The sequence below is a fragment of the Agrobacterium leguminum genome, assembly GCF_005144435.2.
Classification (GTDB): Bacteria; Pseudomonadota; Alphaproteobacteria; order Rhizobiales; family Rhizobiaceae; genus Agrobacterium; species Agrobacterium leguminum.
The window spans coordinates 1,149,505-1,162,015 of the sequence record NZ_CP120212.1; the positions used below are offsets into that span (position 1 = coordinate 1,149,505).

Genomic DNA, 12,511 nt, shown 5'->3' on the forward strand with positions numbered 1-12,511 from the left:
GTTTTCCTCCGCCGCACCGTTTTCCTGCTCTAGACAAAACGGAAAACGCCGATGGCGTAAACCAAGGATAGAGCGAGAGCCCACCACAGGTTCGGGCCGACCAGCCCGAGCCATGCGAGATGAATGAAGGCGCTGCCGAGCAGCGAGATGAACAGCCTGTCGCCGCGCGTGGTCTCGAAGCGCAAGAGGCCGAAGCGGGGATTGCCGCCGGGCGAGAGATATTCCCAGAACCACATGCCGACGAGCAGCAGCGCAATCGCGCCGAAAAAGGCCGCCGTCTGCCAAGTCCACGCCATCCAGGTAAAATCGGGCATCTTCGTCATGGTCAAACCCTCCCGAGCGCGAAGCCCTTGGCGATGTAATTGCGCACGAACCAGATCACCAGCGCGCCGGGGATCAGGGTCAGAACGCCGGCGGCGGCAAGCAGGCCCCAATCCATGCCGGCGGCAGAGACGGTGCGCGTCATGGTCGCGGCAATCGGCTTGGCGTCCGTCGTCGTCAGCGTGCGGGCAATCAGAAGCTCGACCCACGAGAACATGAAGCTGAAGAAGCAGGCGACACCGATGCCGGAAGCGATGAGCGGCATGAAAATCTTCACGAAGAATTTCGGGAAGGAATAGCCGTCAATATAGGCGGTCTCGTCGATTTCCTTCGGCACGCCGGACATGAAACCTTCGAGGATCCACACCGCCAGCGGCACGTTGAACAGGCAATGCGCCAGCGCCACGGCGATATGCGTATCGATCAGCCCGAAGGCCGAATAGAGCTGGAAGAATGGCAGCGCGAAAACGGCCGGCGGGGCCATGCGGTTGGTCAAAAGCCAGAAGAACAGGTGCTTGTCGCCCAGAAAACGATAACGCGAGAAGGCGTAAGCGGCCGGAAGGGCCGCCGCGACCGAGATCACCATGTTCATGACGACATAGATGATCGAATTGATATAGCCCGAATACCAGGATGAATCCGTGAAGATCGTCCGGTAGTTCTGCAACGTCGGCTGATGCGGATAAAGCGTCATGGAGGAGACGATTTCCGTGTTCGTCTTGAAGCTCATATTGACAAGCCAGTAGATCGGAACGAGCAGCAGCAGGATATAGATCGTCGGCACCAGCCAGGAAAAACGCGACGGCCCATGGTGGCGACGGCGCGCATTGACGGCAAGGCCGGATCGTCCCGTCGCAGTGGCTCTCACCGGCGAACTGCCGATGCCGTTGCGCTCCACGCTTGTGGTGACATTCGAGGCGCTCATGTCTCAAGTCTCCGCGTCGTGGCTGGTCATGACGGTGTAGAACACCCAGGACAGCAGCAGGATGATGAGGAAGTAGATCAGCGACATGGCCGCCGCCGGCCCGAGGTCGAACTGGCCGAGCGCCATCTTCACGAGATCGATGGACAGGAAGGTGGTGGAATTGCCCGGGCCGCCGCCGGTGACGACGAAAGGCTCGGTATAGATCATGAAACTGTCCATGAAGCGCAGCAGGAAAGCGATCAGCAGCACCCGCTTCATCTTCGGCAGCTGGATGTAACGGAACACCGCAAAACGCGACGCGCCATCGATCCTGGCTGCCTGATAATAGGCATCCGGAATGGAGACGAGGCTGGCATAGCACAAAAGCACGACAAGGCTCGTCCAGTGCCAGACATCCATGATGACGACGGTGATCCACGCATCGACCGGATCGTTGACATAGTTGTAATCGAGCCCGAGCTGATTGGCGTAATAACCGAGCAGGCCGATATCGCTGCGGCCGAAAACCTGCCAGATGGTGCCGACGACATTCCACGGCACCAGCAGCGGCAGCGCCATGGTGACGAGGCAGATCGGCACGCCGATGCCGGATTTCGGCATCTTGAGCGCGATGAAGATGCCGAGCGGAATTTCTATCGCCAGAATGATGCCGGAGAACAGCAGGTTGCGCCCCAGCGCATCCCAAAAACGGTCCGAGGCCAGAATCTCCTCGAACCATTGCGTTCCCGCCCAGAAGAACTGGTTATTGCCGAACGTATCCTGCACCGAATAATTCACGACGGTCATCAGCGGAATGACGGCAGAAAAGGCGACCAGCACCAGCACCGGCAGCACCATGAACCATGCCTTGTTGTTCCAGCTCTTTTCCATGGTCAGGCCCCCATCTTTACACGCCACGAGTCGGCGAAGACGCCGATGGCTGCCGGATCGAAGCGAACACCCGCTTCCGCCGGGATTTCCTCGTCTTCGGCAACGACGATCGCGAGTTTCTGGCCGGCGAACCGGGCGCGCACGATCTTCTGCCGGCCGATATCCTCGACCTTGTCGACAATGATCGGCATGCCGCCCCGCTCCAGCCGGATAAATTCCGGGCGGACACCAATCTCGATGCGCTGCGCGCCATCGACCTTTGGTACACCGGCGAGCGGCACACCAAGGCCGCCGACCACGGCGGTCGTGCCGTCTATCTTGGCGGGAAGCACGTTCATGCCCGGCGAGCCGATGAAATAACCGACAAAGGTATGTCCCGGCCGTTCGAAAAGCTCAGCCGGCGTGCCGATCTGGACAATCTGCCCGTCATACATGACCACAACCTTGTCGGCGAAGGTCAGCGCTTCGGTCTGGTCATGGGTGACATAAACCATGGTGAAACCGGACTGCCGGTGCAGCCGTTTCAGCTGCGAGCGCAGCACCCATTTCATATGCGGGTCGATCACCGTCAGCGGCTCGTCGAAGAGGATGGCGTTGACATCGGACCGCACCAGCCCGCGCGCCAGCGAGATCTTCTGTTTCTGATCCGCCGTCAGACCACGCGCATGGCGTTTGGCCATGCCGGAAAGATCGGTCATTTCGAGGATTTCCCGCACCCGACGGTCGACCTCGGCTTCCGGCACATGCCGGTTGCGCAGCGGAAAGGCCAGATTGTCGTAAACCGTCATCGTGTCGTAGACGACCGGGAACTGGAATACCTGCGCAATATTGCGGTCTTCCGTGGCGAAATCCGTCACGTCGGTTCCGTCAAAGGCGATGCGGCCTTCGGAGGGGCGCAGCAGCCCGGAAATGATGTTGAGCAACGTGGTCTTGCCGCAGCCGGAAGGGCCGAGCAGCGCATAGGCGCCGCCGTCCTCCCATTCATGATGAACTTCCTTCAGCGCATAGTCACCGGCAGCCTGCGCCTTTGCGTTATAGGCGTGGCGGATGTGATCGAGCGTGATGCGTGCCATGACCGATCTCCCTCAAGCCGCTTCGCCGATGGCGCGGCCATTCGCGTCAAAGGCCATCAGGTGTTTTGTATCGAGAAACAGCTCTATGTCCCTGTCCGGCTCGATGTCGTGAATGCCATGCGCGAGCATGACCCAGCGCCGACCCGAAAATTCCACATGGACGAAGCTTTCCGATCCGGCAATTTCCGAAATCAGCGTCCGCGCCCGGATCGACTGGCGGGCCTCACCCTTTGCCTGGGGGAAAAGATGATGCGGCTGGAAAGCGATGGTCAAAGGTCCATCCGGCACGGCGGTAAGATGCGCCGGCACCGCAATCACCGCCCGGTCGGCACGGGTGAATGCACCGCCCGCCTTGACAACCTCGATGGTGTTGAGCGGCGGGTCGGCAAAAATTTCCGCGGTGACGATATCCACCGGACGCCGGTAAACCTCGATGGTACGGCTGAACTGCGTTACCCTGCCCTCGTTGAGCGTTGCGGTATTGCCGCCCAAAAGCAGCGCCTCGGAAGGTTCGGTGGTGGCATAAACGAAGATGGCGCCGGATTCGGCGAAAATGCGCGGCAGTTCCTCGCGCAGCTCTTCGCGCAGCTTGTAATCGAGATTGGCCAGCGGCTCATCGAGCAGCACCAGATTGGCGTTCTTGACGATGGCGCGGGCGAGTGCCGTTCGCTGCTGCTGACCGCCGGAAAGATTGAGCGGCGTACGGTCTAGATAGGGTGTCAGCTTCAAAAGCTCGGCGGCTTTCCTCACTTCCCTGTCGATGGTCGACTGATCCTTGCCGGCAACGCGCATGGGCGAGGCGATGTTTTCGTAAACGCTGAGCGCCGGATAGTTGATGAACTGCTGATAGACCATGGCGACGTTGCGCTTCTGCACCGGCCATCCCGTCACATCTTCGCCATTGAAAAAGATCGAGCCGGCGCTCGGCTTGTCCAGCCCGGCCATCAGCCGCATCAGCGTCGTCTTGCCCGAAAGTGTCGGTCCAAGCAGGACGTTCAGGCTTCCGCGCTGCAACGTCAGATCGGTCGGGTGAATATGATATTCACCGCCCACCATCTTAGAGACGTTTCGCAATTCAAGCATGGTGATCCAAAGCCTCCTCCGCTTTTATCCGGATCGTCAGATTGCCCTTAAGCGTCCACCTGCAATGTCTTCGACATAATCCTCCAGCCCACGCACCTCTTCCGGGGTAAAAAAGAGCCCCTGCTTGGTGCGGCGCCACAGAATATCCTCCGCCGTCAGCGCCCACTCCCGCGCCATCAGCCAGCGAACCTCAGCCTCGTAGAGCGTACCGCCGAAATACCGCCCCAGCGCCGCCGCCTCTGTCGCATTGCCGATCAGCACCGCCGCATCCGTTCCGTAGCAGCGCACAAGCCGCTCCGCATGACGCTCTTCAAGAAAGGGATAACGCGACCGCAGCGCCGAAACTTCCGCGGTGTAGGCCTCGGCGCCGAAATTTCCACCCGGCAAATGCGAGCCCGCCGTCCATGGCGCGCCCTTTTCACCCAGCGCATCGCCGATTTTTTCAAGAGCATGTTCGGCAAGCCGCCGATAGGTGGTGAGCTTGCCGCCGAAAATATTGAGAAGCGGCGCTTCGCCTTCCGCCCCTTCGGTTTTCAGCACATAATCGCGGGTCGCTTCCTGCGCCTTCGATGCCCCGTCATCGAACAGCGGGCGCACGCCGGAATAGGTCCAGACGATATCCGCCGGCTCCACCGGTTCAGCGAAATATTCGCTCGCCGCATTGCAAAGATAGCTGATCTCCTCGTCGCTGATCTTAACAGCCCGGGGATCGGCGGTATAGTCGCGATCCGTCGTACCGATCAGCGTAAAGTCCTGTTCATAGGGAATGGCGAAGATGATCCGCCCGTCCGGATTCTGGAAAAAATAGGCACGCGGATCGGAAAATTTCTTGCGCACGATGATGTGGCTGCCCTGCACCAGGCGAACATTATGGACATTGTTTTTGCCGAATGCCGAGGACAGCACCTTGTCCACCCAGGGACCCGCGGCATTCACCAGCATGCGCGCCCGATAGGTCTTGGTCTCTCCGGCGGCATTTTTCGTTTCGACCCGCCAGAAGGCGCCTTCGCGCCGGGCTGAAACCACCTGCGTGCGGTTGAGGATGAGCGCGCCGCGATTGGCGGCGTCGCGGGCATTCAGCACCACCAGGCGGGCATCGTCCACCCAGCCATCCGAATATTCGAAGGCGCGGGCAAAAATCGGTTTCAAAGGTTTCCCGGCGGGATCGCGGCGCAGATCGAGCGAGCGGGTCGCGGGCAGAAGCCTGCGGCCGCCGAGATGGTCGTACAGAAATAGCCCGAGACGCACAAGCCAGGCCGGGCGAACCCCGCCCTTCTGGAACGGCAATACGAAGCGCATGGGCCAGATGATATGCGGCGCCATGGCCCACAGCACCTCACGTTCCATCAGCGCTTCGCGCACCAGACGAAACTCGTAATGTTCGAGATAACGCAAACCGCCATGGATAAGCTTGGTGGCGGCGGACGAGGTGCCGGAGGCGAAATCGTTCATTTCCGCAAGTGCGACGGAATAGCCCCTGCCGACGGCGTCACGCGCGATGCCGCAGCCATTGATACCGCCGCCGATCACGAAAATATCGTGGATTGCCTCGTCAGACATGGATCCTCCCGCGCTTTCATCGACGCTCTCCTCATCGATATACTGAAAGCACGGACATCTAATTCGAAGACAAAACGAATGTCAAACGAAATTCATGGGCCGTCCCGATCAGGACTCGACCATCTCGGTTTCGATCAACCGGACGTCATGATCGGCACAGATGGACCGGATCGAATCCACCGGACAATGATCGGTGATGAAAGTATGCACCTGGGAAAGATGGCCGATACGAACCGGAGCCGTGCGCTCGAATTTGAGCGAATCCGACACCAGAATGACATGGCGCGCATTGGAGATGATTGCCTGCGCGACCTTGACCTCACGAAAGTCGAAATCCAGCAAAGCGCCATCCTCATCGATGGCCGAAACGCCGATGACCGCAAAATCCACCTTGAACTGACGGATAAAATCCACCGCCGCCTCGCCGACGATACCGCCATCGGAACCGCGCACGACACCGCCGGCAATCACCACCTCGATGCCGGGAAAGACCCTCAACCTGTTGGCAACGTTGATGTTGTTGGTGATGACCATCAACTCGTGATGATCCGCCAGCGCTTCGCCCACGGCTTCGGTCGTCGTGCCGATATTGATGAAGAGTGACGAGTTATTGGGGATAAGGGCGGCAGCGGCGGCGCCGATCGCCTGCTTTTCGGAAGAGGCGATCGCCCGACGCGCCTCGTATTTGACGTTTTCATTGCCGCTTGGAAAAAGCGCGCCGCCGTGGATGCGGGTCAGAACCCGCGTATCGCAGAGATCGTTCAGGTCCTTGCGGATCGTCTGGGGAGTGACTGAGAACCGCGCCGCCAGCTCGTCGACCAGCACCCGCCCGTTCGCTTTCGCCAGCGCAACGATTTCATCCTGACGCGGTGTGAGCAGCATTTCACCCTCCCTCCTCTTTCAATTTTTTCGTTTTATTGAAGAGCGAACGAAAAACCAATGTCAAGGGACGGTTTTCAGCCATGGCACGCGGCGGCCGGTGTGAACCGGCCGGCGAAAGATAGCGCGCTTGTCGTCGCACCCTGTCCACGCGCACTGCGTTTCAGCGTTTATCCCATCCGCTCGGAAGCATAACTTCCCGGGCTTGGCGGGAAGACGACGGTGCGGTTGCCGTTGATGAAGGTGCGGTGGTGGATATGGGCGTGGATGGCGCGGGCCAGCACCTGGCTTTCGACATCGCGGCCGAGCGAGACATAGTCGTCGGCCGATTGCGCGTGGGTGATGCGCACCGTGTCCTGCTCGATGATCGGGCCTTCGTCGAGATCGGCGGTGACATAGTGCGCCGTGGCACCGATCAGCTTCACACCGCGCTCATAGGCCTGCTTGTAGGGGTTGGCGCCCTTGAAGGAGGGCAGGAAGGAATGGTGGATGTTGATGATTTTGCCCGACATCTTCCGGCACATATCGTCGGACAGCACCTGCATATAGCGCGCCAGTACGACGAGTTCCGTGCCGCTGGTCTCGATCAGGTCCATCAGCTGGGCTTCGGCTTTGGGTTTATTCTCCTTCGTCACCCTGATGTGGTGGAAGGGAATGTCGTGGTTGACGACGACTTTCTGGTAATCGAAATGGTTGGAGACGACACCGACGATATCGATGGGCAGCGCGCCGATCTTCCAGCGATAGAGCAGGTCGTTGAGGCAATGGCCGAAACGGGAGACCATCAACAGCGTCTTCATGCGCTGGCCGTCCGGATAGATATCCGCCTCCATGCCGAATTTTTCCGCCACCGGCTTGAAGCCGTCGGTGATGGCCTCAAGGGTCGCGCCGTCCTCGGAAATGAAGGAGACGCGCATGAAGAACTTGCCGGTCTCGAGGTCGTCGAACTGCGAACTGTCGACGATGTTGCAGCCTTTTTCCGCCAGATAACCGGAAATCGCAGCCACAATGCCACGGGTCGATTTGCAGGCTACGGTCAGAACATAGGATGTCATTCGTTTTTCCGTTGTTGAAGCAGGTTCATTGGATTGTGTCATAGGCAGGAATCTCTGCAGATCAGGTCGCGACACGCGCCTCCTCGCTCAACCGGCCGTTCATCCAGTCGGCACCGGCAGCGATACCGCCGAGCGGAAAGACGTGTATCTGTGCAATGCGGCTTTGTGGATGGGCCGCCTTGTAATCCGCTATATCCGCCAGGACTTCCGCCGGTTCGTAAGGCTTCAGAAGCTGGCTGAGATCGAGCGCGCGCCTTTGCAGCACGGCAAGCGATGGGCCAACGCCGCAGGCAATCGCAAATCTGATCAACGTCTGCAATTTGGTCGGGCCGGCAATGCCGACATGGATCGGCAAGCCAATACCGGCTGCGGCTATGCGCTCCGCCCAGGCGATCACGGGGCGGGCGGCGAAGGCGAATTGCGTCACGATGGCCATGTCCGCATCCGTGCGCTCGCAATAGTCCTGTTTGAGGGCCAAGGCTTTATCGACGATGCGGGTGGAACCGTCCCTGTCAATCGCTCCATTGCCTTCCGGATGTCCGGCGACATGCAGCCGCCTGAAACCGTGACGGTCGAACAGGCCGGTCTCGAGAAGCTGGATGGAACTGTCGAAATCTCCCGCCGGTGTCGTAACACCGCCGCCGAGAAGCAGGGCCTCCTCCACACCGGCCTCATTTTTATAGCGCGTGATCCATTCTTCCAGCGTCGCCACATCCGCAATGAGGCGGGATGGAAAATGCGGCATGACCGGAAAGCCGTCCTCACGAAGACGCCTTGCCGTCGCCACCATGTCATCGATCGGCGTTCCCTCTATATGGGCGACGTAAACCCGCGTGCCGGCCGGCAGCAAAGCCTTGAAATCATCGATCTTTGCCGCCGTTCTCGGCATCACTTCAATGGAATATCCGGAGACGATATCCTTCAGATGGGCCGTATCGGGAGATTTCTCCCCGCGTCTGCCTTTCAACAGGTCCAGTAGTGCCACCATGTGTCCTCCGGGAGGTCTGAAGAGAATGCGGCAGGCTTGCCGGACCCGCCAGCGCATACCGAACTCCATGAATTATTGAAAGATTTTGATATCCGGCGACCTCTTTCATCGGGCACGCCGCAATGAAAGAGGTCACGATTTCAAGGTCCACACAGGCGCGGGCGAAACCGCCCCGGCTAGATCACCGCACGCAGCTTTTCCTGCGCCGCCTTGGAGTATGGAATGGACGAAACCCTCGCCCTGATCGTCGTTTGCGCGTGGCGTTCGACATGCGGCTTGCGCGAACCGCCGTTCACTTCTCCCCATGTCAGCACGACCTCGGTGCCGACATCCGCATAGGCCTCGTCTATGCCGCAAAGCGAGATCATGTCGCGCTCGTTGATGTTGTAACCGCAATATTGCGACATGCCGATCAGCCTGCCGTCTTTCGCACGGACTTCATCGGCCTGCGGCCAGCCGAAATAGGCGGTCGGCATATCGATCGCCTTGTAGATCGGGCCATCCCCCAGTTGAGAGGCGAATATCTTGAGAACATCTTCCTTGTTCCATTGCAGCGCGCGCTTGACCCGGCGCGGCTGCTTGAGCTGCGCTTCCAGCGCCTCCCGGCCGATAAAATCATGGTCGAATTTCACCAGCCGCTCATAACCGAGCGCCCAGGGCGTCCAGTAATAATCCTCGATATTGCTGGTGTAGAGGCTGCCGCCGAGCTGCATATTCGCTTCCCAGCTATCGGCCGGAAGCCATTCGCGGTAGGAACGCAGTTCCTCGCCGGAGTAGATGCCGGGCAGCGGATAGGGTATCCAGCCATCCTCGAGCGGCGTGCTGTAATAGGTCCGGGTGCCGGCCTGAAGCAGGCCGTATTTTTCGCCCGCCTTGAGGATAGCGTCGCGGACGATATCCATCTCCGCGAAAGCGCCGGATATCTCCGCGCCGGCATGGCCCGCCATGCCATGGCGCAGCACATGCACCCTGCATCCGGCAATGGTGACATAGGCCGTATGGAAGAACTTGATTTCCGGCCAACCGCCTTCGCAGATTTCTTCAAGAATATCGCGGGCGTTCGGCCCTTCGATCTGGAAACGATATTTCGTGCGTTTGCCGTCCGGGCTGTAGGGTGTGGTCGGATCGAAACGGAATTCGACATTATAACCGCCGGTCTCGCCATTATAGCGAACCCAGTTCAGAACCGGCATGCCGCTGATGAGTTCGAAGCCCTCATCCTCGCCGTAATAGTTCAGGATGCAATCGCCGATATGATGGCCGCGTGGCGTGCAGGCGATATATTGCTTGGCGCGACCGGTGGAGAGATTGGCGAACGAGCAGGGGGAGAGGTCGCTCAGAAGCTTTTGCGCGTCCGGACCTTTCACATAAAGAACCGGCATATGATGCGATTGGTTGAAGAGAACGGCGCTTTCACGCCAGGCCCTCTGTTCTTCGCGCCAGTTGCTATATTCCGGCGCGATCAGCGTCGCAAAAAGGCTGGTCCGCGATTTGTGATACTGGGAAATCGTATCGTTATAGAAATAGTCGACCAGGTTCTGTTTCGAATCGATCAGTTCTTGCAGATTTTTCATGGTATCAGCCTTCCTGTTCATGATGCTTGATATGGTCGCCGCGCAGGCGGTTCTGGCGCAGGCGGGAAAATTGCGTAGGCTCCGCCGCTCCGACCCGGGCCGGTTCCACGGCCGGGGCGGTTTCAGTCATGCTGGAATGCCGGCGATTACTTCACGGCGGGCATGTCGCAGGCGGAGACGTAAGGGTCCTCGCCCCGCTCCATTGCGATCCGCGGCGAACCCATGCGCCATTTGCCTTCCGGCCCCGCTTCCACCTCAAGGGCGTAATAATTGTCGAGCGGCATATGGTTCTTGCCGAAAGTCAGCTTGCCGCGAACGGACTTGAAATCCGCCGCTTCCAGCGCGGTGCGAAGGGCGGCCTTGTTCTCAAGGTCTCCCTTGGCTGTTTCCACGGCGGATTTGATAAGCTGGATGGCGTCATAGGCGGCGGCGGCATAATTCGAGGGATCCCGACCGTATTTCTGCCGGAAGTCGGCGACGAAACGCCGGTTTTCCGGCGTTTCGAGATCGGGATACCAATAATCCGTCAACACGGAACCGAGCGCACCCGTCGCATTGCCTTTCTGAAGCGCCGGCAGGGCGATCTGGTCGAGCGTATAGACGGTATAGAGCTTCACCTTGCCCTTGAGGCCGGATTGCTCGAACTGGGTCATGAAAGCGGCAGAACGACCGGGATAGAAAGCAAAGAGCGCTTCCGCGCCGCTCGCGGCCACCTTGCTGAATTCGGCGGAGAAATCGAGCTGCGGATCGTCACCCCATTTGGTGAAATCCTGGCCGACGACCTTGCCCTTGAAGGTATTGAGCAGACCTTTGACGACATCCTGCCCGGCGGCGTAATTCGGCGCCATGGTATAGATCGCCTTTACGCCACGCTTGTTGAGTTCTTCGCCGAGCGCCATGGACATCACGTCGCCCTGCCCGCGCATGCTGTAAAAATTCGGATTGCACAGCTTTCCGGCCATGTCGGACGGCGCCGCATTCGTGCTGATGACGATCGTGCCGGAATCGAGCGCGCTTTTGCGCGAGGCAAGCAGAACATTCGACCAGATATATCCGGTGATGAAATCGACCTTGTCCTGGCGCACGAGCTTCTCGGTCTTCTGGCGGCCGACATCGGGCTTCAGGGCATCGTCCTCGACCACGAGTGCGATGGGCCTGCCGGCGATCTTTCCGCCCGCATGATCGACCGACAGCCGGATCGCATCTTCGACATCCCGCCCGATGACGGCAGCCGGCGTCGTCAGCGTGGTAACGAGACCGATCCTGATCGGCTGCTCCGCGGATAATGGCTCTGTGAGGCTGAATAGGGCGGCAACGGCCGCGAGATATTTGATTGTCATTTTCCCCTCCGTGCCGGCTCCTCTCCGGCCTTATTTACATACCGCTTAATCGGTATGTTTTCAACAAAAAGATTCTCTGCTATGGAAAGTTTCGTCTATTGAATACGGGAATAGCTCCGGAATTTGCGACGGAGCACAGTGCGAAGATGGCGAATACAAGAGCCCCGCAGGGGCACAACAGGATAGTGGCATCAGGCAATGCAGAAAAAGCGACGGACACAGGCTGAACGAAGCGCCGAAACGAAGGAGAAAATCCTGCAGGCGACGATCGACCTGCTCTTCGAACAGGGCAATGCACGGCTGACGACAGCGCTGGTCGATGAGCGGGCTGGCGTCTCGAGCGGCGCGCGGGTGCATCATTATCCCGCCAAGATCGATCTGGTCGTGGCCGCGACCGGTCATACTTACGAGCTTGCCGCACAGCTCGGTCGCCAGCGGGCGCTTTCGGCGCGCAACTCGCCGGAGCCTCTTCGGGAATATGTGAAGGATTGCCTGTCGATCTATTTCGACTGGCCGTTCGTCGCCGCGCTTGAGGTTGTCATCACCGCGCGGACCGACGAGGTGTTGATGGAGCGCCTGCGCCCGGTTCTCGAAAATTTTCACGGCGCCATGAAAGCGACATGGATCGAGACATTCGTGGCGACCGGTTACACACCGTCCGAAGCGGAAGAGGAACTCGCTTTGACGCTCAATCTCATCCGGGGAATGGCCGTCAATAAAATCTGGAAAAGCGGCGATGCGGCCTATGCGCCATTGCTGGATGCCTGGTGCGCGGACCGCGCCGCGCGGCGCAAGACGGCGGCGGCGCTCAAGTGATAATTATGGACCATTCGCATTGAGATG

General features: G+C 59.3%; 13 protein-coding genes. 1 reads left to right on the forward strand and 12 read right to left on the reverse strand.

Going from position 1 to position 12,511, the window contains the following annotated elements; all coding sequences use genetic code 11:
* Nucleotides 1-29: 29 nt before the first annotated feature.
* The 12 genes from CFBP4996_RS19920 to CFBP4996_RS19975 form a co-directional block, all read right to left on the reverse strand.
* Complete coding sequence (locus CFBP4996_RS19920; RefSeq protein WP_003519736.1) at nt 30-323, reverse strand: DUF2160 domain-containing protein; 294 nt, start codon at nt 321-323, stop codon at nt 30-32.
* 2 nt (nt 324-325) lie between these two features.
* Nucleotides 326-1,246, reverse strand: a complete 921-nt coding sequence (locus CFBP4996_RS19925; protein WP_003519737.1) for a carbohydrate ABC transporter permease — start codon at nt 1,244-1,246, stop codon at nt 326-328.
* Between the two features lie 3 nt (nt 1,247-1,249).
* Nucleotides 1,250-2,116: a carbohydrate ABC transporter permease gene (locus CFBP4996_RS19930; RefSeq protein ID WP_003519739.1), complete on the reverse strand. Its 867-nt coding sequence runs from the start codon at nt 2,114-2,116 to the stop codon at nt 1,250-1,252.
* 2 nt (nt 2,117-2,118) lie between these two features.
* The gene (locus CFBP4996_RS19935) at nt 2,119-3,189 is read right to left on the reverse strand and encodes an ABC transporter ATP-binding protein (RefSeq protein ID WP_080854082.1); all 1,071 of its coding nucleotides are present in this window, start codon (nt 3,187-3,189) and stop codon (nt 2,119-2,121) included.
* A gap of 12 nt (nt 3,190-3,201) precedes the next feature.
* A complete protein-coding gene (locus tag CFBP4996_RS19940) occupies nt 3,202-4,272 on the reverse strand; it encodes an ABC transporter ATP-binding protein (protein WP_080854081.1) in 1,071 nt (356 codons plus the stop codon).
* Between the two features lie 36 nt (nt 4,273-4,308).
* Entirely contained in the window at nt 4,309-5,832 is a 1,524-nt protein-coding gene (locus CFBP4996_RS19945; protein WP_080854080.1) for a glycerol-3-phosphate dehydrogenase, read from the reverse strand.
* 108 nt (nt 5,833-5,940) lie between these two features.
* Entirely contained in the window at nt 5,941-6,714 is a 774-nt protein-coding gene (locus tag CFBP4996_RS19950) for a DeoR/GlpR family DNA-binding transcription regulator (protein ID WP_020812079.1), read from the reverse strand.
* Between the two features lie 167 nt (nt 6,715-6,881).
* The gene (gene purU / locus CFBP4996_RS19955) at nt 6,882-7,766 is read right to left on the reverse strand and encodes a formyltetrahydrofolate deformylase (protein ID WP_080854079.1); all 885 of its coding nucleotides are present in this window, start codon (nt 7,764-7,766) and stop codon (nt 6,882-6,884) included.
* Nucleotides 7,767-7,827: 61 nt separating this feature from the next.
* On the reverse strand, nt 7,828-8,754 hold the full coding sequence (locus CFBP4996_RS19960) for a methylenetetrahydrofolate reductase (RefSeq protein WP_233283575.1): 927 nt from the start codon (nt 8,752-8,754) through the stop codon (nt 7,828-7,830).
* A gap of 176 nt (nt 8,755-8,930) precedes the next feature.
* A complete protein-coding gene (locus CFBP4996_RS19965; RefSeq protein ID WP_233283576.1) occupies nt 8,931-10,328 on the reverse strand; it encodes an aminomethyl transferase family protein in 1,398 nt (465 codons plus the stop codon).
* Nucleotides 10,329-10,332: 4 nt separating this feature from the next.
* Complete coding sequence (locus CFBP4996_RS19970; protein ID WP_272868919.1) at nt 10,333-10,458, reverse strand: hypothetical protein; 126 nt, start codon at nt 10,456-10,458, stop codon at nt 10,333-10,335.
* 16 nt (nt 10,459-10,474) lie between these two features.
* Nucleotides 10,475-11,668, reverse strand: a complete 1,194-nt coding sequence (locus CFBP4996_RS19975) for an ABC transporter substrate-binding protein (protein WP_080854078.1) — start codon at nt 11,666-11,668, stop codon at nt 10,475-10,477.
* 198 nt (nt 11,669-11,866) lie between these two features.
* Here CFBP4996_RS19975 and CFBP4996_RS19980 point away from each other — a divergent pair, with 198 nt between their 5' ends.
* Entirely contained in the window at nt 11,867-12,484 is a 618-nt protein-coding gene (locus CFBP4996_RS19980; RefSeq protein ID WP_080854077.1) for a TetR/AcrR family transcriptional regulator, read from the forward strand.
* The last annotated feature ends 27 nt before the right edge of the window (nt 12,485-12,511 follow it).